The organism is Sporosarcina sp. AD_1 (assembly GCF_057373025.1).
On sequence record NZ_JBPVIR010000002.1, the window covers coordinates 119,606 to 138,077 of the forward strand.

The following is an 18,472-nucleotide window of genomic DNA, read 5'->3' on the forward strand; positions in this document are numbered from 1 at the left end:
GGTGAGTGAAGTGATGGAATTCCATTCAACGACCATTTTTGCAATACGGCACAAAGGAGTATGTGCCATGTCAGGAGATGGACAAGTGACAATGGGGGAATCCGTTGTCATGAAGCATACGGCCAAAAAAGTGAGAAGGCTGTTTGGGGGCAAAATCCTGGCTGGATTTGCCGGGTCTGTCGCTGATGCATTTACGCTGTTCGATCTTTTTGAAGGGAAATTAGCCGAATTCAACGGGAATCTTGAACGTGCTGCTGTCGAGCTAGCCAAAGAATGGCGGGGAGACAGGATCCTTAGAAAGCTGGAGGCTATGCTGCTAGTGGCGGATGAGAGCCGGTTATTACTGGTATCCGGGACGGGTGAAGTCATCGAGCCTGATGATGGTATACTTGCCATCGGCTCCGGCGGTAATTATGCGCTCGCTGCTGGAAGAGCACTAGCTAAATATAGCGGAGACTCATTAACTGCTGAACAAATAGCGAAGGCTGCACTTGAAACGGCGGCTGAAATTTGTGTGTACACGAATGATCAGATCATAGTGGAGGTGCTTGATTGATGAGAAAACAAGAATTGACACCTAGGGAACTAACCGCCTATCTAGATCGTTATATTGTTGGACAGGATAATGCCAAAAAAGCGGTTGCCGTTGCGATCCGGAACAGATACCGGCGAAGCCTGCTGGATGAAGAGGAAAGACGGGAAGTTATTCCCAAAAACATTTTAATGATTGGTCCGACCGGTGTTGGGAAGACTGAAATAGCAAGAAGAATTGCGAGACTGGTCAATGCTCCGTTTGTTAAAGTGGAAGCGACAAAATTTACTGAGGTGGGATATGTCGGACGCGATGTTGAATCGATGGTTCGTGATTTGACAGAAGCGAGTGTCCGGATTGTCCGGGAACAACAGCGCGAAGCAGTAAAAGATGAAGCGGCGAAGCATGCCGAAGAGCGACTTGTGGAATTGCTTGTTCCTGAAAAGAAGAAAAAGGGGAATATGCAAAACCCTTTTGAAATGCTTTTTGGCCAAAAAGTCGAGCAAGAACAGCCAGACCAAACCGAATTAAATGAAGTAAAGCAGAAGCGATCTGATATACTGGCCCGTCTGCGAGCAGGGAGCTTGGAAGAAGAGTTAATTACAGTTGATGTAACAATGCAGCAGCCTTCCATGTTTGACGCCCTGCAAGGTTCAGGAATGGAGCAAATGGGAGCGAGCATGCAAGATGCGCTCTCCTCTCTCATGCCGAAGAAGACAGCCAAAAAGAAGATGAAAGTGAAAGATGCACGAATAGTATTAGAAGCTGAAGAAGCGGATAAGCTGATTGACCAAGATGAAATCGCCAGAAAAGCGATTGAACTGACGGAGCAATCCGGCATCATTTTTATCGATGAAATGGATAAGATCGCAAGCAAAGGCGGCAGTGGAGGCTCTTCAGCAGACGTTTCGCGGGAAGGTGTGCAGCGTGACATACTGCCCATCGTTGAAGGATCCACGGTTACGACGAAATACGGAGCGGTCAAGACAGACTTCATTTTGTTCATTGCCGCAGGTGCATTTCATATGTCGAAGCCTTCTGATATCATTCCAGAATTGCAAGGGCGTTTTCCGATCCGGGTGGAGCTTGATAAATTGTCGAAAAATGACTTTGTCAGGATTCTGAAGGAGCCTGATTTCTCTCTTATTCGACAATATGAGAAACTTCTCGCAACTGAAGAAGTCCATATTGAATTCGCCGAAGATGCAATTGAACGGGTGGCTGAGATTGCTTTTGAAGTAAACGATAATACCGAAAACATCGGGGCAAGACGCCTTCATACCATACTCGAAAAGCTGCTAGAGGATCTATCGTATGAAGCGGCCGAAATTGGACCTTCTACGATTAAGATTACAGTGGCTTATGTCGACGAAAAGTTGAAAAATATCGTAAAAAACAAAGATTTGTCACATTTTATCCTTTAAGAAGAACATTTTAGTTTATTTAATGATTAAAAAGCTTTAGAATATTCTTTAGTGGGATGTCCATAATTTTAAGGAGGAAAAGAAAAATGGCTTTATTAGCTAAAACACGTCAAATTAATGCAATGTTACAGGAATCTGCAGGGAAACCAGTCAATTTCAAAGAAATGGCGGAAAAATTGAGTTCTGTCATTGAGTGCAATGCATTTATCGTCAGCAGAAAAGGAAAATTGCTTGGTCTTGAAATTCATCAGCAAATTGAGAATGAGCGGATGAAGAAGATGTTTGAAGACCGCAAGTTCCCTGAAGAATATACAAAAAAATTATTTGAAGTAAATGAAACGTCTTCTAATATTGATGTATACAGCGAATACACAGTGTTCCCAGAAGAAGAGCGCGAACTGTTCAAAGACGGCTTGACTACAATCGTTCCGATCATCGGAGGCGGAGAGCGTCTTGGCACATTAGTCTTGGCAAGACTGAAAGAGGAGTTCACCGAAGATGATTTGATCCTTGCTGAGTATGGCGCTACAGTAGTCGGCATGGAAATCCTTCGTGAAAAGGCTGAAGAGATCGAAATCGAAGCCCGCAGCAAAGCGGTAGTTCAAATGGCGATCAATTCCTTGTCTTACAGTGAACATGAAGCAATTGAGCATATCTTTAAAGAGCTTGATGGCAATGAAGGTTTGCTTGTCGCTTCAAAGATTGCGGACCGCGTTGGTATCACTCGTTCCGTTATCGTCAATGCCCTTCGTAAATTGGAGAGCGCTGGCGTAATCGAATCCCGCTCCCTAGGAATGAAAGGAACATACATTAAAGTATTGAACAGCAAATTCCTTGAAGAGTTGGAAAAACATAAAAACTAAAATGAAGAGGCCTCATCCAATAGGGTGAGGTCTTTTTTTGTCGAAAATGTATTTGGTGGTACTTAAATACTACTAAACGATTGCTGTCTAACTTGAGTTTTTGTACCTAAGAACCATTCAAATTTGCGTTTATATAATTAAAAAGGCTGTTTGGAACCATAAGAATTTCATCATAAATTATAGACAAATTCCTTCCTTATCCGCTACAATGAATTATATGTCGTATTAAGTAGATTTATATATAAAAAAATAATTTTCTTAATAATAGTTTACTAGTATATGAAGGGGTGGCTTTATGAATTTATACGGTTCGACCATGTCGATGTTAGAACGGGGGCTGGATTTTTCTTCGACGAAAGGGAAGACGATTGCTCAAAATATCGCAAACGTTGACACGCCAAATTACAAAGCGAAAAGCGTGAGCTTTCAAGAAGTTTTCGACATAGAGAAGTCGAATGTTGTCAAAGCGTACCGAACTAATAAGCTGCATATAGAATTTGCCGAAAGAACACCCCATGCAGGCGTCTTCAATTATTCAAATTTCCGTTATCGGCAAGACGGAAACGGAGTCGATATGGATAAAGAGCAAGCGGACTTAGCTGCAAACCAAATTTATTACAATGCGCTGGTTGACAGGCTGAATGGTAAATTTAACACACTGCAAAATGTTATTAAGGGAGGACGTTGATATTGAGCATCTTTCATAGTCTGAATACATCGGCATCCGCATTGACTGCACAGCGTCTTCGGATGGATGTCATTTCATCCAATATGGCCAATATCGAGACGACGCGAGGGAAGATGGTCGATGGAGAATGGCAGCCTTACCGCCGCAAAACCGTCTCTTTCCAACCTCGTGAAGGACAATTTTCTTCCATGCTTCAAGCGGCTATGGGAAAACAGTCTAAAGGGTCAGCAGGATATGGAGTGACGGTCTCCTCTATAAAGGAAGATACTGAAACCCCCTTCCAACTTGTCTACAATCCATCCCATCCTGATGCAAATGAAGATGGCTATGTACAAATGCCAAATGTAGATCCACTTCGTGAAATGATTGACCTCATGTCCGCGACAAGATCATACGAGGCAAACGTAACCGTGTTAAACGCCAATAAAGCAATGCTGATGAAAGCCTTGGAAATCGGCAAATGAGAATAGTAGATAAGGAGATAGTGAAATGCCTGTACAATCAGTCCTGAATTCCGGGAATATCGCAAACTTAATGAAGCCGGTTGTTCAACAAACACCCCATGAGGCGGAGAAAAGCTTTGGCGCTTTTTTGAAAGATGCCATCCAGGATGTCAATAACCAGCAGATCGAATCAGATCGGCTGACACAAAAGCTGGTAATGGGACAAGAAGTCGATTTACATAACGTGATGATTGCTGCACAAAAGGCTTCTGTGGCTTTGAATGCCACGATGGAAATCCGAAATAAAGTTGTCGAAGCATACCAAGAAATCATTCGTATGCCAGTCTGATGAAGTGATAAGCAGGTACGGATTTCTTAATTATGTAAGCTGACCGGGGGATTAGAATGAAAGAAAGATTGGCGAAGATCCGAGCTGACATCAGTCAGTTCTGGTCCAGTCGGACAAAAACTCAAAAAACTGTATATATCGGCTCTGCTGTAGCGGTAATCGCACTGGCTGCATTTTTAACCTACTTTTTATCAAGAACGGAGTATGTCACGCTCTATAAAGATGTTTCTCGTGCGGAAATCGGCCGGATTAAAGAAGAATTGGATGCACAAGGGGTGCCAAACGAAATTGCGCCTGGTGGAACTTCAATTCTTGTACCAAAAGAACGAGTGGATGATTTGCTCGTTTCATTGGCCGCAGAAGGATTTCCTCATTCTGGCACGATAGACTACTCGTTTTTCTCGCAAAATGCCGGGTTTGGAACGACGGACAATGAATTTAATATGATCAAACTAAGCGCGATGCAAACGGAATTGGCCAACTTGATTAAAGGAATCCAAGGCGTTCAGGATGCCAAAGTAATGATCACGCTGCCAACTCAATCCGTCTTCTTGAATGAAAGTGTTCAAAATGCCAGTGCATCCATCGTGCTCAAAACGGAACCTGGTTATCAATTTACAGAACAGCAGATTACTGGATTATATAATTTAGTATCGAAAAGCTTACCGAATTTATCAACTGACGATATAGTCATTATGAATCAATACTTCGAATACTACGACTTGAAGTCCAATAATGTGGCGAGTGGTCCGAACGTTACGGACCAAATGGCTATTAAAAAGACCATTGAACGCGAGTTGCAGCGAAAAGTGCAGATGATGCTTGGTACGATGGTCGGACAAGATAAAGTAGTCGTCTCCGTCACGACGGATATCGATTTCAAACAGGAAAACCGGGAAGAGAATCGGGTTGAACCGATCGATGATGAGCGGGACAGCCTAGCGATCAGTATTCAGCGTGTAACAGAGACTTTCTCCGGAAATGGCACTGTGGCTGGCGGAACACCTGAAGGGGAAGATCCGACAGATAACCGCACAGGTTTTGTCGAAGGGAATATGTCGAACGGCGACTACGAACGCATGGAAGAAACCATTAACAATGAAGTGAACCGTATCAGGAAGGATATCATTGAAAGTCCATATAAAATCCGAGACATCGGTTTGCAAGTGATGGTAGAACCGCCGAATCCTGAAGATCCTGCTACGATGACGGCAGAAGTGAGAAACGACATTCAAGACATTTTGCGAACAATCATTCAAACATCGATGGACAAGGAATTGGTTCCAACTGAAGCGGATGATACTTATTGGAACAGTAAAATCGCATTGTCTGTTCAAACATTCAACGGAAAAGCGATTGCTGCTTCTGACGAGCCGGCAGGCATCCCTTGGTGGGTCTATGCAATTGGTGCTGCGCTCCTTGTAGTGATTGGCATTCTTGTTTTTGCTTACATCCGCAACCGGAGAAAAGAGCGGGAGCTGGAAGAAGAACTAATCATGGAAGAACAGCGGGAGACTTTGAATGTAGACGACATCAATGTGGAACATGAAACAGAAGCAACAGTAAGAAGAAAGCAGCTTGAAAAGATGGCAAAAGAGAAGCCGGAAGAGTTTGCAAAATTATTGCGGACTTGGATTGCCGAGGATTGATGGAGGGATGAATCGTGGTTAAGAAAGAAAAGGGTATGTCTGGTAAACAAAAAGCGGCACTCCTCCTCATATCGCTCGGTCCAGAAGTGTCTGCGGCTGTCTATAAGCATTTGAATGAGGAAGAAATTGAACGGCTAACACTCGAAATCTCCAGCGTTAAAAAAGTGGACAGTTCTGTTAAAGAAGAAATTATTGAGGAATTTCATAATATTGCACTCGCGCAAGATTACATTACACAGGGCGGTATTGGCTACGCAAAGACCGTGTTGGAAAAAGCACTCGGGAAAGAACATGCCCAAGCGATTATCAATCGTTTGACCTCTTCCTTGCAAGTTCGTCCATTCGACTTTGCAAGACGGGCGGATCCAGGACAAATACTGAACTTCATACAAAACGAGCATCCACAAACCATTGCACTGATTTTATCTTATTTAGAGGCGGAGCAGGCAGGAATGATACTGTCCTCATTGCCTCAAGAGGTACAGGCGGATATCGCCAAACGGATCGCTACGATGGATTCGACGTCACCGGAAGTCATCAGTGAAATTGAAGCGGTACTAGAAAGAAAGCTATCTTCTACAGTGACGCAGGACTTCACAGAAACAGGCGGTGTAGATGCAGTTGTTCAAGTGTTGAACGGTGTGGATCGTGCAACGGAAAAAACAATCCTCGATGCGCTTGAAATACAAGATCCGGAACTTGCAGAAGAAATTCGAAAGAGAATGTTCGTATTCGAAGATATTGTCACATTGGATAACCGGTCTATTCAGCGGATCATCCGTGAATGTGAAAATGAGGATCTCATTTTGGCAATGAAAGTATCCAGCGAAGAAGTAAAAGAGATCCTCTTCAAAAATATGTCCCAGCGCATGGCGGAATCCTTCCAGGAGGAAATGGATGTCATGGGGCCGGTTCGTTTGCGTGATGTGGAAGAAGCACAAAGCAGAATAGTTTCGATCATCCGCAGATTGGAAGACTCCGGTGAAATTATCATAGCCCGAGGCGGAGGGGATGACGTCATTGTCTAAAATCTTTCGTTCCATCAACACGAATTCCGAGGCGGCGAATGTAAAAGAGATTGCAATTCGAAATCTGCGCCCGCCTGCACCGGAAGGCGTGAAAGAAGAACTGACAATGGATGCAGTGCTGAAAGAACGGGATCTGTTATTAAGCGAAGCAAGACAAGCGATTGAACTGGAAAAGAACGTAATCGAACACATGCGTGAAATGGCTTCATCAGATATTGCCGCGATGCAGGAAGCATGGCAGCAAGAAAAGAATGTACTGCAGCAGCAAGCTTACGAGGAAGGATTCCAGGTTGGTTTTGAAGAAGGCCGGAACAAAGCGCTTGCAGAGATGCAGGGCGCAATTCATCGGGCCAACGAAGTAACCCGGATGTCCCAGGAAAATGCAGCGAAGTATTTAGAAAGCCAAGAAAGAGTCATCTTAGATCTAGCCATTTCAACAGCAGAGCGAATTTTAGGTTTAAAGCTGGAACAAGACGAGAAAGCATTTTTATCGATCGTCAAAAGAGGAATGAAGGAAGCACGGGAAATGAAAGAAGTAAAATTGTATGTGTCATCTGAGTACTACCCATTGCTTTCTGAAAACCGGACGGAACTTGCAGCGATTTTCCCTCCAGATGTCCCTTTCCTGATTTTTGCCAATGAGGATTTTGATTCCACTGAATGTACGATTGAAACGAATCACGGACGGATTGTCGTCTCTGTCGATGAACAGTTGAATGAATTAAAAGAAAAACTCGTGGAAATCTTGGAAGGCGGAGAATGAAGTGAAAAAAGCGGGAGAATTATCCGAAGTCATTCCGAAGCTGAATACGTTCAGGAAGTACGGCAGGGTAGCACGTGTCGTAGGACTGATGATTGAGTCACAAGGTCCGGAGAGTTCCATAGGGGATGTCTGTCTCATCCATTTGAATCATAAAGGAAGCGGGGAGTCCGTCATGATGGCGGAAGTTGTCGGCTTCCGCGAAGAAATCGTGATCCTCATGCCTTATTCCAATATCCATGATATTTCAAGTGGCTGCTTAGTAGAGTGCACCGGCAAACCACTGGAAGTAAAAGTCGGCATGAATTTGATCGGCAAAGTACTGGATTCCTTAGGAAGGCCGATCGATCAAAGCCCGTTGCCAAAAGGCTTGGCGACTGTAAGAACAGAACAGGAACCGCCCAATGTTTTGAGCCGGAAACCGATAGATGAAAAACTGGCGGTAGGTGTGAAAGCGATCGATTCGATGCTGACAGTCGGTAATGGGCAACGTGTAGGGATCTTTGCGGGTTCTGGTGTAGGGAAGAGTACATTACTTGGCATGATTGCGAGAAATACGACAGCTGATCTGAATGTCATCGGATTGATTGGTGAACGGGGACGGGAAGTTCGGGAATTCATTGAACGGGATTTAGGGCCGGAAGGATTGAAAAGAACAATTGTTGTGGCTGCTACCTCCGACCAACCTGCATTGATGCGAATCAAAGGAGCTTTCACTGCAACAGCCATCGCTGAATACTTCCGTGACAAAGGGATGAATGTCATGCTCATGATGGATTCGGTCACCCGCGTTGCCATGGCACAAAGGGAAATCGGTTTGGCTGTTGGAGAACCGCCTGCAACCCGAGGTTATACGCCCTCTGTTTTTTCGATTTTGCCCAAATTGCTTGAGCGGTCTGGAACAAATGATAAAGGGGCCATCACGGCGTTTTATACCGTTCTCGTGGATGGCGATGATATGAATGAACCGATTGCAGATGCGGTGCGAGGGATCCTTGATGGCCATATCGTTTTGGATCGGACACTTGCCAATAAAGGACAATATCCGGCCATTAATGTGCTCAAAAGCGTCAGCCGGTTAATGAACCATATTGCCAGCCAGGAACATGTCAAAGCGGCCGAAAAACTTCGGGAATTATATTATACGTACGATAAGTCCGAAGATCTTATCAATATTGGAGCCTATAAACGTGGAACATCGAAAGAAATTGATGATGCGATAGAATACGAGCCGCTCATCACGAAGTTCTTGAAACAAAGCTATAACGAAAACGTGCAAATGGAAGACAGCATTGACGAATTGGTTTCACTTGCTATGGGAGGCGGAATGTGATGAAACCGTATCATTATCGATTTGAAAAAGTGCTCGCATACCGTGAGCAAGAAAAAAACGAAACCGAAGGCGAATATAAGCTGGCTATTGAGGAGTTTGAAACAATAGCTACGGAGCTTTACGACTTGCTGAAGAAAAAAGAGGATATTTTGGATGAGCAGCAGGAAAAAATGGCGACAGGCTTTTTCATTACAGATATCCATCATTATGCACGCTTCATCGATAGTTTAGAAAAGCGGATTGAAACCTTGCAGCCGCTCGTCATGAAAGCCCGTTCCAAAATGGTCTGGTACGAGAACAAGTTGCTTGAGAAGACGATCGAAGTAAAGAAATACGAGAAGATGAAGGAAAAAGATCTCAATCGATATCAATTTGAAATGCAAAAATCCGAAGCAAATCGATTAGATGAACTTTCCACTCAGCAATTCACTAGAAAAGAAAATGGGTGGTAATGTGGTCAAACAAACGAAACAAAAGACAGGGGAGTTTTCCACAGGGGAAAAGAAGTCAATCGGCATTTTTCAAGTATTGCTGCTTTGGGTCTTAATCCCTCTCCTTTTCGCGTCTGCTGTTCTTCTAATCATCGCCAAAGTGGCTGATGTCAATGTGTTCGATAAAGCGGGCGAATGGACAAAATCAATTCCTTTCTTACAGAAGGATGAGGACAAAGAGCAAGCTCAGACGGATCTCGTCTTAGGTGAAAGGGTAGTTTCACTGCAAGCGGAAATTCAAAATAAAGAAGCGGAATTGACAAAAATCCAGAACGATTTGGAGAAGGCGAATAAAGATAAAGACACCTTGCTCGCAAAACAACAAGAATTGCTTGCGGAAATCGAAATGCTGAAGTCGGCAAAAAACGATTCACAAAAAGACATGAAAGAAATCGTCTCGACGTTTGAGAGCATGTCAGCCAAGTCAGCTGCACCGGTAATAACAAAAATGAGCGACGCAGAGGCAATTCAGATTTTGTCAAAACTGAAACCGGACACATTAGCGTCAATTTTAGAGAAAATGTCACCGGAAGATGCCGCAAAGTATACAAGCCTTCTAACGAAATGACGATAGTAAGGGTGGAAACCTGAAGGGAGGTGAAAAAGAATTGAATATCGGCGCATTGCAGAATCTATTGGGCGTAACGTCTCAACAAGTGACCTCATCTCCCGGAACTAGTGTCGGCCAGGGCAGCCAATTGTTTGGGTCTGTTTTTGCTAGTGCATCGTCTCTTACAATCAATAAATCGGCGAACCAACAAACAGAAGCAGGGAAACAAATCGATGCCATCCAAGCGATGTTTAACGCCTTGGATCTACCTTCACTTGGAGAAGCTTTTGAAGCGATCGATGGAACTGAATTAACATTTTCGGAAAATGGACCAGTCGTTTTTAAGACGATCAAGGAGTTTGCCGATTCGCTATCTCTTGATACAGACAGCCTAATGGAAAGCTTGAAGTCATTGTTACAAGAGGCAGGCCTTTCAAAGGAAAAGTTGGAACAACTTGATGGCGAAACACCATTATGGACGCTAATCGGATTCGTGGACGAAGTGGCTCCCCGTTTTTTTGAAAATTTATCCGACTCACTGTCTCAAACGTCAAAGAACGTGGAGGCTGCATCCTCAATTCAGGTTTTAACTCTGTTAAAAGCGTTTGAGATTGTTGCTCCGAAAACAGACATGGTTCTCTCACAAGAGCAAAAACTAGCCAGCCTGCAATTTAGTTTGTCACAATCGGGCACGCGGATTACGGAGACTTTGGAAAAAGTTTCAAACAATAAGATTGAATTCATGCATCTGATGCAAAAAACACAATCTATTCGTATCTTGACAGATTCGAGCCAAAGTGAACAACCGAAGGATCAGTCGAATTCTCAAAGCAAAACCGAGCAGCCAGTTCATTCTGCTCATCAGGCTGTACATGCAACGGTCTCCAAGAGCGAAACGGTGACAGTTCAAACTGGGCAAACGCAGGAGAATCGAAGTGAGACACTGATGAAGGAAATGCAATTACTTTTCAAGAGAGCCAACTTTGGTCAAGCCGGCGGCTCTAATAGAATGCTGATCAAGTTATATCCTGAGCATCTGGGACAAATTCGGATTGAACTACATGAAACGAATGGCATTATTTCTGCGAGAATACTTGCTTCTACAGCACTTGCTAAAGAAATGCTGGATAGCCAGATGCATCAATTGAGACATGCATTCAATCAACAGAACGTTCAAGTGGATCGTATCGATATTACTCAATCAGTTCAGGAACCGACAAAAGAACGGGAACAAGCTTTCAATGAACAGTACAAGCGTGAACAGCAAGGTGAGGATAGTAATAACGAGCAATCCACTGAAACAGAAACTTCATTTGAGGAATATTTAATCGAATTGGAGGTGTAACAGTGGTAGAACAAAAACCCATAACGGAATCGATGTTTTTAATTAACAAACAAAGAGATCAACGGAAAACAGGACCTGGTACGATGGATAAAGACGCGTTTATGAAAATCCTGATCGCACAGCTGCAAAACCAGGACCCGACCAATCCAATGAAAGATAACGAATTCATCGCTCAAATGGCTCAGTTTTCTTCATTGGAACAGACAATGAACCTGGCAAACTCATTTCAAAAATTTGCGGAAGCGCAAAATCAGTCACAGCTTATTCAATACAACGAATTTGTTGGAAAAAACGTTCGTTGGCATGAGCTGACTGATAAAAAAGACGAAGACGGCAAACTGATTGTCAATGAAGGAACAGGCGTCATCAAGTCCTTGAAATATGTCAATGGATCGGTTGTATTCACAATGGCGGACGGCAAGGAGCTGATACCTGGAAACATTTCAGAAATTATGTCTGGCGGAACTGGCAGCAATAGTTTAGTGGAAGCGAGCCTGCTAATTGGCAAGACAGTCGGATACATGGATGGGGAAGAAGAAAAGACTGGCGTTGTCACTTCTGTCTCGAATAAAGAAGGAAAACTTGAATACATTTTAGCCGATGGTAGCCGAATTGACGGAAATAGTTTCGTCTCCATCAGCCAATAGAAAAGGGGCGATCGTATGGATCAACTAAACATCCATCGCGTTCCATCTCAGCCGTTCATCCGCCAAGGAAAGTCGTTACAGCCTGCACCAAGTCCGAAGCAGTCATTCTTGGAACAGCTCAATGACGCCATTCAAGCGCAGCCGTTAAAAATTAGCAAACATGCCAGCGAAAGATTGCGTGATCGGAACATTCACATTACGGATGCCGAATGGGCGCAAGTCACTGAAAAAGTGAATGAAGCGAGGCAAAAAGGTATCAAGGACTCACTGGTTCTCATGGACAAAGCCGCGCTAATCATCAGCGCGAAAAATGCAACAGTCATCACGGCGATGGATCGCATGGAAGCGAAAAATCAACTCTTCACAAATATTGACGGCACGATTGTGCTGAACTAAGGCAGGACCTCCAAAAGAGGATGCCTTCGTACTGCCGACTGATAGAGGTAGCTACAACTTACAATCCGAGAGGGGAAAATAAAGATGTTACGATCGATGTACTCAGGGATTTCAGGGCTTAAGAATTTCCAAACGAAGCTAGATGTAATTGGTAATAATATTGCGAATGTCAATACTTATGGATTTAAAAAAGGACGGACTATCTTTAAAGACTTGATTTCTCAGACGGTTGCTGGTGCTTCAGGTTCCACCGCCACAACAGGTGGAGTTAACCCGAAACAAGTTGGATTAGGGTCCCAGATTGCAGCAATTGATACGATTCACTCTGGTGGCTCTACTCAGTTTACAGGAAATACTCTTGACCTAGCTGTTGCAGGTGATGGCTTTTTCGTTGTAGCAGACGGCAATGCTACTCCACCTACAGCATTTAGCAATCCGCAATATACAAGAGCTGGGAATTTTTATATGGATAATGATGGATTCTTGGTAAACTCTGATGGTAAATATATCTATGGTTTCGCCGATCCTGCTGCAGCTAATGCGGCTGACACAACTTTTACAAAGGCTGATAGTGCTCCTGTAGCAACAACAAATGCGACTGGTACAAAACCTACATTTAGTGGTGGAGCTGCTGAAAAGCCAATTCGGATTCCTACAAATGCTCAAAGTATGTCCGTTGGTCAAGATGGGACTGTTACATTTGTTGATTCAGCAGGTACATTGCGTTATGCCGGTCAATTAGTTATGGTAAAGTTCCCGAATCCTGGAGGTTTGGAAAAATCTGGAGCGAACTACTTTAGAGAAACCTCGAACTCCGGTACCCCATTCTATTCCGTCGCTACTGAACAAGGGATGGGTAAAATCGAATCCGGTTTCCTAGAAATGTCCAACGTCGACTTATCCGAAGAATTCACCGAAATGATCGTTGCGCAGCGTGGATTCCAGGCGAACACACGGATTATCACGACGTCCGATGAAATTCTGCAAGAGCTTGTTAACTTGAAGCGTTAATTTTCGTTAATCTACTACATTAGCATAACTTGATTGAAGCCAAAGGCGGCGGCTTTTACGGGCAGTGAGACACTTCATTGGAATCGAAAAACACGTTGTTCTGTGCCGAAAGCAACCGCCTTGCGCTGAAATCTAACAATAGAGTGTTTGCTTGGTTGAGAAAGATAGAATAAGCAAGGCTGGACCTGTTGAATTACTAATTTTTTCAAAAAGCTTCTCATTGAAATTATTTATTTTTTTATATACTACTAATCAACTAACACTTATAATAGGTATAAAAGGAGGGTCGGGCCGGCTCTGCGCCCGGCCCCTTACATATGATTCAAGTTACACGATTGAACGGCACGACGTTTACGTTGAATGCATTGTACATAGAAAAAGTCGAATCGTTCCCCGATACGACGATTACGTTGACGACTGGCTCCAAATATGTCGTCCTCGATCCGATAGACGAAGTCAATCGCCGTATCATCGCATTTTATCAGTCGGTTCAGCTCTTATCGAATCCGCACATCCGGGGGGAAGAAGATGAAGAATAAAGCACTTACGATCACCTTGATCATTTTAGTTGTTATTACACTTGTTGGGATTGTCGGTCTCATTCTCGCTTTGCAATTTAATAAAGGCGCGAACGGACCAAACGAACCATCAATTGATCAAATTATTGAAGCGTCTGTCGATGTACCTGAAATTACGACGAATTTAGCTGGCAGCAAGTTTATCCGCATTTCATTGAAAATCCAAACGGATAACAAAAAAGCCGCGGAAGAATTAGCAAAACGTGATTTCCAAGTGAACAACATCGTCATTCAGGAACTCTCTGAAATGACTCCTAAAGATCTAGAAGGCAAAGCCGGGAAACAGGCTTTTGAGGACTCGATCAAGTCGCAATTGAACCCGCTTATGCAATCGGGGGAAATTGAAAAAGTATATATCGTTTCTTATATCATCCAGTAAATGTAGGGTGGATTTGTTTAAGTAAGTACCGGGGGAGGTGACCTTATGTCGGGAGATATTTTATCCCAAAGTGAAATTGATGCTCTGTTGTCCGCGTTGTCAACAGGGGAAATGTCGGCGGAAGACATGAAGAAAGACGAAGAGACCCGCAAAGTGAAAGTTTATGACTTCAAGCGTGCTCTTCGGTTCTCTAAGGATCAGATCCGCAGTTTAACGAGAATTCACGAGAATTTCGCCCGGTTGTTGACGACATATTTTTCTGCACAGCTTCGGACGTATATTCAAATTAATGTCGCCTCTGTCGATCAGATCCCTTTTGAGGAGTTCATCCGTTCGATTCCGAACATGACGCTGATCAATATTTTTGAAGTTCCCCCTTTGGAAGGGAATATCCTTATGGAGGTCAATCCGAATGTCGCCTATTCCATGCTGGACCGATTAATGGGAGGCATGGGTGAAGGACCGGGCAAAGTGGATAATATGACTGAGATTGAAACAAAGATTTTGACGAATCTATTTGAACGGTCATTTGACAATCTGCGGGAAGCCTGGTCAGGCATTATCGAAATTGATCCATATTTGACCGAAATGGAAGTGAATCCTCAATTCCTTCAAATGATCTCGCCGAATGAAACAGTCGTGGTCATCTCGTTCAATATCCAAATCGGTGAATCTAGCGGAATGATTAATATTTGTATTCCGCACGTTGTCTTGGAACCGATCGTGCCAAATTTATCGGTTCGTTATTGGATGCAGACAAATAAGAAAGAACCGTCACCGGAACAGAGCCAGCGTCTGGAGAAACGGTTGAAGCAGGCGACATTGCCTGTCATTACCGAGCTGGGCCAAGGAACAATCTCTGTTGAAGACTTCCTTTATTTACAGCAGGGTGATGTCATTTCGCTGAATAGCAAAATTGATGATCCACTTACGATAAAGGTTGGCGATTTGCCAAAGTTCATTGGACAACCGGGGCATTTACGGAACCGTATGGCTGTTCAAATAATAGATACATGGAATGGAGGGGATGAAGATGATGAGTGATAATATTCTTTCCCAGGAAGAAATCGAAGCTCTGCTCAGGGGAGAGCCCTTGCCGTCTGCAGACGAGACAAAGGACTCCCCGGCAGACATACGTACCGAAGATCATTTAAGTGCAATTGAACAAGATGCGTTAGGCGAAATCGGAAATATTTCATTCGGCAGTTCTGCTACCGCACTTTCCTCATTGTTAGGACAGAAGGTAGAGATTACAACGCCTTCTATTTCCGTAATCGACCGTTCCATTTTGGAATCGGAATTTATTCATCCTTATGTTGCAATCCAAGTGGAGTATACAGAAGGCTTGAATGGTATCAATCTACTTGTCATTAAACAAAGTGATGCGGCTATCATTGCTGATTTGATGCTGGGTGGAGATGGTCTCAGCCCGCAGGAAGAACTGAATGAGATCCATTTAAGCGCGGTGCAAGAAGCGATGAATCAAATGATGGGATCAGCCGCGACTTCTATGTCGACAGTTTTCAATAAAAAAGTAGATATTTCCCCGCCAACTATCGATCTGATGGATGTTCAGGCGGAAGAGGGGATGGAACATATCCCAGATGAGAATCCACTCATTAAAGTTTCATTCGAATTAAAAGTCGGCACTTTAATTGACTCTAATATTATGCAATTATTCCCACTCGATTTCGGAAAGAAATTAGTAGGTTCCTTGCTGGGCGACAGTTCGGATGATGAGGCGGCTGCAGCGGTGGAAGCACCGGCAAGACCAGTACAAAATGAACAGCCGTATGTTCAGCAACAGCCGGCGTATGAGACAGCTCATGACCCGTTTCCATACCAGCAGGAACAGCAAAGCATGCCTAGTTTTGGACAGCCCGCAACACAATTGCCGCCACGGCAGCATAGCCCACAGCCGCAAGTCCATGTCCAACAGGCACAATTCGCGAATTTCGAGACGCCTTCGTTAAGCCAATCGGAATCGAACAATTTGAATATGTTGCTTGATATTCCGCTAAATGTGACGGTCGAACTAGGCCGCACGAAGCGCTCTGTGAAGGAGATTCTGGAATTGTCGAGCGGTTCCATTATCGAGCTGGATAAGCTGGCTGGAGAACCGGTTGATATTCTTGTTAACAACCGGCATGTTGCCAGAGGAGAAGTCGTTGTCATCGATGAAAACTTTGGCGTGCGGATCACAGATATTTTAAGTCAAACAGAACGATTGAATAATTTACGATAGAATCTAGGAGGCTCCCTTACATGAGTAAACGAATTTTAATAGTAGACGACGCAGCTTTCATGCGCATGATGATTAAAGATATTTTAACGAAAAACAATTTTGAAGTTGTCGGTGAAGCAGCTGATGGCGCACAAGCAGTTGAAAAATATTTTGAACTAAAACCGGATCTTGTCACGATGGATATTACAATGCCTGAAATGGACGGAATCGCAGCGTTAAAGGAAATTAAAGCAAAGGATCCGTCTGCTACCATCATCATGTGCTCAGCTATGGGCCAGCAGGCGATGGTTATTGATGCAATCCAAGCGGGTGCCAAAGACTTTATCGTTAAACCGTTCCAGGCAGACCGAGTAGTCGAAGCCATTCAAAAAGCCCTAGGATAAACGAATGAAGAAATCAGTCATTTTCCGTTTGTTATCAGCGCTCTTGCTTGTTGCCATAGTCTACATTCATGACGAATCAACCACTGTCATAGCGGCGTCCGATTCAAGCAAATTTGTCTCGGATTACTATGGTAAAAATACCGGACAAGACGAAAAACCTGATACCGAAAATGAGAAGCCAGCTGCTGACCGTCCGGACGACGGGGCAGCTGTCGATTTGTCTTGGCTCGATTATGGCAAGACGCTATTGGCCTTTGTTTTCGTTATCGGGCTGTTATTCGCCTTGTTGAAATTCATTAACCGCAAAAATAAAGCCTACCAATCAAATAAACTAATGAAAAACTTAGGTGGCTTGGCATTAGGTCAGCAAAAATCCATCCAACTTGTAACCATCGGAGATGCCTTCTATATCGTAGGTGTTGGCGAAAATGTTGAGTTGCTCAAGGAGATAACAGATCCTAATGAGATTAAACGTCTTCAACAATTCTTCGAGGAAAGTGATGATTTGCCGACTGATGGATTATTGGACCGCCTCTTCTCAAAGACATTTAAGAAGGTGGCACCATCAACTTCAAAAGAGGCGGACGCAAGTCAGTTTGGACAGCTTTTTTCTGAGCGGATTGAGCAAATGAAGGCGGAAAGAAAGCATCATATCAAGCGGTTTGAGGAAAAGGAGAGCAGAAAAGATGAATGAGTTTGTACAATTCTTCTCGGATAGTAATCCGGAAAATGTTTCAACATCCATCAAAATGCTCCTTTTGCTCACAGTTCTGTCTTTAGCGCCGGCTATTCTTATTCTAATGACATCATTTGCAAGGATCATTATCGTGCTGTCGTTTGTCAGAACGGCACTGGCCACGCAGCAGATGCCTCCGAATCAGGTGCTTGTCGGTCTGGCCATGTTTTTAACTTTCTTCATCATGGCACCGACTTTTCAGCAGGTGAATGAAACCGCCTTGACTCCACTGTTCAATGAGGAAATTACATTGGACGAAGCATATGAAAATGCGAGCTTGCCTTTTAAGGAGTTCATGAGCAAGCATACAAGGCAAAAGGATCTGGAGCTTTTCCTCCGATACAATGAAGCGGAACGTCCGGAAAAGATGGAAGACATCCCGCTTACTATGCTCGTTCCTGCATTTGCGCTTAGTGAACTGAAGACGGCATTCCAAATGGGATTCATGATATTTATTCCTTTTCTAGTGATTGACATGATTGTGGCGAGTGTATTGATGTCCATGGGTATGATGATGTTGCCGCCTGTCATGATTTCTCTTCCTTTTAAAATATTGCTTTTCGTCTTAGTCGATGGTTGGTATTTAATCATAAAATCCTTATTGCAAAGTTTTTAGCGAAATGAACTGATAATACAGGAGTA

Annotated in this window: 23 protein-coding genes; all 23 read left to right on the plus strand. The window is 43.6% G+C overall.

All coding sequences use genetic code 11. The features are described 5' to 3' along the window. The first annotated feature begins 10 nt into the window (after window positions 1–10). The 23 genes from hslV (at window position 11) to fliP (ending at window position 18,446) form a co-directional block, all read left to right on the plus strand. Window positions 11–556 carry an ATP-dependent protease subunit HslV gene (gene hslV, locus ACSW3C_RS03805; RefSeq protein ID WP_238084092.1) on the plus strand — a complete coding sequence of 182 codons (546 nt, stop codon included), beginning with the start codon at window positions 11–13 and terminating at the stop codon, window positions 554–556. Further along, window positions 556–1,956 carry an ATP-dependent protease ATPase subunit HslU gene (gene hslU / locus ACSW3C_RS03810; protein WP_486561495.1) on the plus strand — a complete coding sequence of 467 codons (1,401 nt, stop codon included), beginning with the start codon at window positions 556–558 and terminating at the stop codon, window positions 1,954–1,956. Before hslV ends, hslU begins: the two co-directional genes overlap by 1 nt. A gap of 86 nt (window positions 1,957–2,042) precedes the next feature. Continuing rightward, the gene (gene codY, locus ACSW3C_RS03815; RefSeq protein ID WP_184206761.1) at window positions 2,043–2,819 is read left to right on the plus strand and encodes a GTP-sensing pleiotropic transcriptional regulator CodY; all 777 of its coding nucleotides are present in this window, start codon (window positions 2,043–2,045) and stop codon (window positions 2,817–2,819) included. A 295-nt stretch (window positions 2,820–3,114) separates the two neighbouring features. Beyond that, on the plus strand, window positions 3,115–3,507 hold the full coding sequence (gene flgB, locus ACSW3C_RS03820; RefSeq protein WP_486561004.1) for a flagellar basal body rod protein FlgB: 393 nt from the start codon (window positions 3,115–3,117) through the stop codon (window positions 3,505–3,507). A 2-nt stretch (window positions 3,508–3,509) separates the two neighbouring features. Next, window positions 3,510–3,971, plus strand: coding sequence for a flagellar basal body rod protein FlgC (gene flgC / locus ACSW3C_RS03825; protein WP_486561005.1), 462 nt, complete (start codon window positions 3,510–3,512; stop codon window positions 3,969–3,971). A gap of 70 nt (window positions 3,972–4,041) precedes the next feature. Then, window positions 4,042–4,299 (plus strand): flagellar hook-basal body complex protein FliE, encoded by a 258-nt coding sequence (gene fliE, locus ACSW3C_RS03830; protein WP_486561496.1) that lies wholly within the window; start codon window positions 4,042–4,044, stop codon window positions 4,297–4,299. A gap of 56 nt (window positions 4,300–4,355) precedes the next feature. Next, the gene (gene fliF / locus ACSW3C_RS03835; protein ID WP_486561006.1) at window positions 4,356–5,948 is read left to right on the plus strand and encodes a flagellar basal-body MS-ring/collar protein FliF; all 1,593 of its coding nucleotides are present in this window, start codon (window positions 4,356–4,358) and stop codon (window positions 5,946–5,948) included. Between the two features lie 14 nt (window positions 5,949–5,962). Next, complete coding sequence (gene fliG / locus ACSW3C_RS03840) at window positions 5,963–6,976, plus strand: flagellar motor switch protein FliG (RefSeq protein WP_238084082.1); 1,014 nt, start codon at window positions 5,963–5,965, stop codon at window positions 6,974–6,976. Then, window positions 6,960–7,739: a flagellar assembly protein FliH gene (gene fliH / locus ACSW3C_RS03845; protein ID WP_486561007.1), complete on the plus strand. Its 780-nt coding sequence runs from the start codon at window positions 6,960–6,962 to the stop codon at window positions 7,737–7,739. The genes fliG and fliH overlap by 17 nt, the downstream gene beginning before the upstream one ends. A gap of 1 nt (window position 7,740) precedes the next feature. Further along, complete coding sequence (fliI, locus tag ACSW3C_RS03850) at window positions 7,741–9,069, plus strand: flagellar protein export ATPase FliI (RefSeq protein ID WP_486561008.1); 1,329 nt, start codon at window positions 7,741–7,743, stop codon at window positions 9,067–9,069. Then, on the plus strand, window positions 9,069–9,521 hold the full coding sequence (gene fliJ / locus ACSW3C_RS03855; protein WP_486561009.1) for a flagellar export protein FliJ: 453 nt from the start codon (window positions 9,069–9,071) through the stop codon (window positions 9,519–9,521). Before fliI ends, fliJ begins: the two co-directional genes overlap by 1 nt. 1 nt (window position 9,522) lies before the next feature. Further along, window positions 9,523–10,128 (plus strand): MotE family protein, encoded by a 606-nt coding sequence (locus ACSW3C_RS03860; RefSeq protein ID WP_486561010.1) that lies wholly within the window; start codon window positions 9,523–9,525, stop codon window positions 10,126–10,128. Window positions 10,129–10,168: 40 nt separating this feature from the next. Beyond that, window positions 10,169–11,455 carry a flagellar hook-length control protein FliK gene (locus ACSW3C_RS03865; protein WP_486561011.1) on the plus strand — a complete coding sequence of 429 codons (1,287 nt, stop codon included), beginning with the start codon at window positions 10,169–10,171 and terminating at the stop codon, window positions 11,453–11,455. A gap of 2 nt (window positions 11,456–11,457) precedes the next feature. Continuing rightward, window positions 11,458–12,102 (plus strand): flagellar hook assembly protein FlgD, encoded by a 645-nt coding sequence (gene flgD / locus ACSW3C_RS03870; RefSeq protein WP_486561012.1) that lies wholly within the window; start codon window positions 11,458–11,460, stop codon window positions 12,100–12,102. A 15-nt stretch (window positions 12,103–12,117) separates the two neighbouring features. Continuing rightward, on the plus strand, window positions 12,118–12,498 hold the full coding sequence (locus tag ACSW3C_RS03875; RefSeq protein ID WP_238084070.1) for a TIGR02530 family flagellar biosynthesis protein: 381 nt from the start codon (window positions 12,118–12,120) through the stop codon (window positions 12,496–12,498). An 84-nt stretch (window positions 12,499–12,582) separates the two neighbouring features. Then, on the plus strand, window positions 12,583–13,509 hold the full coding sequence (gene flgG, locus ACSW3C_RS03880) for a flagellar basal body rod protein FlgG (protein WP_486561013.1): 927 nt from the start codon (window positions 12,583–12,585) through the stop codon (window positions 13,507–13,509). A gap of 317 nt (window positions 13,510–13,826) precedes the next feature. Further along, window positions 13,827–14,048, plus strand: coding sequence for a flagellar FlbD family protein (locus ACSW3C_RS03885; protein ID WP_184207140.1), 222 nt, complete (start codon window positions 13,827–13,829; stop codon window positions 14,046–14,048). Then, the gene (gene fliL, locus ACSW3C_RS03890) at window positions 14,038–14,466 is read left to right on the plus strand and encodes a flagellar basal body-associated protein FliL (protein ID WP_486561014.1); all 429 of its coding nucleotides are present in this window, start codon (window positions 14,038–14,040) and stop codon (window positions 14,464–14,466) included. The genes ACSW3C_RS03885 and fliL overlap by 11 nt, the downstream gene beginning before the upstream one ends. Before the next feature lie 45 nt (window positions 14,467–14,511). After that, entirely contained in the window at window positions 14,512–15,510 is a 999-nt protein-coding gene (gene fliM / locus ACSW3C_RS03895) for a flagellar motor switch protein FliM (protein ID WP_248511273.1), read from the plus strand. Further along, window positions 15,503–16,711: a flagellar motor switch phosphatase FliY gene (fliY, locus tag ACSW3C_RS03900; protein ID WP_486561015.1), complete on the plus strand. Its 1,209-nt coding sequence runs from the start codon at window positions 15,503–15,505 to the stop codon at window positions 16,709–16,711. Before fliM ends, fliY begins: the two co-directional genes overlap by 8 nt. Window positions 16,712–16,731: 20 nt before the next feature. Next, window positions 16,732–17,094 carry a response regulator gene (locus ACSW3C_RS03905; protein ID WP_238084060.1) on the plus strand — a complete coding sequence of 121 codons (363 nt, stop codon included), beginning with the start codon at window positions 16,732–16,734 and terminating at the stop codon, window positions 17,092–17,094. 4 nt (window positions 17,095–17,098) lie between these two features. Continuing rightward, window positions 17,099–17,788 carry a flagellar biosynthetic protein FliO gene (locus tag ACSW3C_RS03910; RefSeq protein WP_486561016.1) on the plus strand — a complete coding sequence of 230 codons (690 nt, stop codon included), beginning with the start codon at window positions 17,099–17,101 and terminating at the stop codon, window positions 17,786–17,788. After that, window positions 17,781–18,446, plus strand: a complete 666-nt coding sequence (gene fliP / locus ACSW3C_RS03915) for a flagellar type III secretion system pore protein FliP (RefSeq protein ID WP_238084056.1) — start codon at window positions 17,781–17,783, stop codon at window positions 18,444–18,446. The genes ACSW3C_RS03910 and fliP overlap by 8 nt, the downstream gene beginning before the upstream one ends. The last annotated feature ends 26 nt before the right edge of the window (window positions 18,447–18,472 follow it).

Bases quoted from the DNA above. Each gene is read 5' to 3' on its own strand.
- flgB (WP_486561004.1), top strand. From the start codon at position 3,115: ATGAATTTATACGGTTCGACCATGTCGATGTTAGAACGGGGGCTGGAT.
- fliJ (WP_486561009.1), top strand. From the start codon at position 9,069: ATGAAACCGTATCATTATCGATTTGAAAAAGTGCTCGCATACCGTGAG.
- fliY (WP_486561015.1), top strand. From the start codon at position 15,503: ATGAGTGATAATATTCTTTCCCAGGAAGAAATCGAAGCTCTGCTCAGG.
- ACSW3C_RS03905 (WP_238084060.1), top strand. From the start codon at position 16,732: ATGAGTAAACGAATTTTAATAGTAGACGACGCAGCTTTCATGCGCATG.
- flgG (WP_486561013.1), top strand. From the start codon at position 12,583: ATGTTACGATCGATGTACTCAGGGATTTCAGGGCTTAAGAATTTCCAA.
- fliP (WP_238084056.1), top strand. From the start codon at position 17,781: ATGAATGAGTTTGTACAATTCTTCTCGGATAGTAATCCGGAAAATGTT.
- fliL (WP_486561014.1), top strand. From the start codon at position 14,038: ATGAAGAATAAAGCACTTACGATCACCTTGATCATTTTAGTTGTTATT.
- fliM (WP_248511273.1), top strand. From the start codon at position 14,512: ATGTCGGGAGATATTTTATCCCAAAGTGAAATTGATGCTCTGTTGTCC.
- ACSW3C_RS03910 (WP_486561016.1), top strand. From the start codon at position 17,099: ATGAAGAAATCAGTCATTTTCCGTTTGTTATCAGCGCTCTTGCTTGTT.
- ACSW3C_RS03875 (WP_238084070.1), top strand. From the start codon at position 12,118: ATGGATCAACTAAACATCCATCGCGTTCCATCTCAGCCGTTCATCCGC.
- hslU (WP_486561495.1), top strand. From the start codon at position 556: ATGAGAAAACAAGAATTGACACCTAGGGAACTAACCGCCTATCTAGAT.
- fliE (WP_486561496.1), top strand. From the start codon at position 4,042: ATGAAGCCGGTTGTTCAACAAACACCCCATGAGGCGGAGAAAAGCTTT.
- ACSW3C_RS03885 (WP_184207140.1), top strand. From the start codon at position 13,827: ATGATTCAAGTTACACGATTGAACGGCACGACGTTTACGTTGAATGCA.
- codY (WP_184206761.1), top strand. From the start codon at position 2,043: ATGGCTTTATTAGCTAAAACACGTCAAATTAATGCAATGTTACAGGAA.
- fliF (WP_486561006.1), top strand. From the start codon at position 4,356: ATGAAAGAAAGATTGGCGAAGATCCGAGCTGACATCAGTCAGTTCTGG.
- fliH (WP_486561007.1), top strand. From the start codon at position 6,960: ATGACGTCATTGTCTAAAATCTTTCGTTCCATCAACACGAATTCCGAG.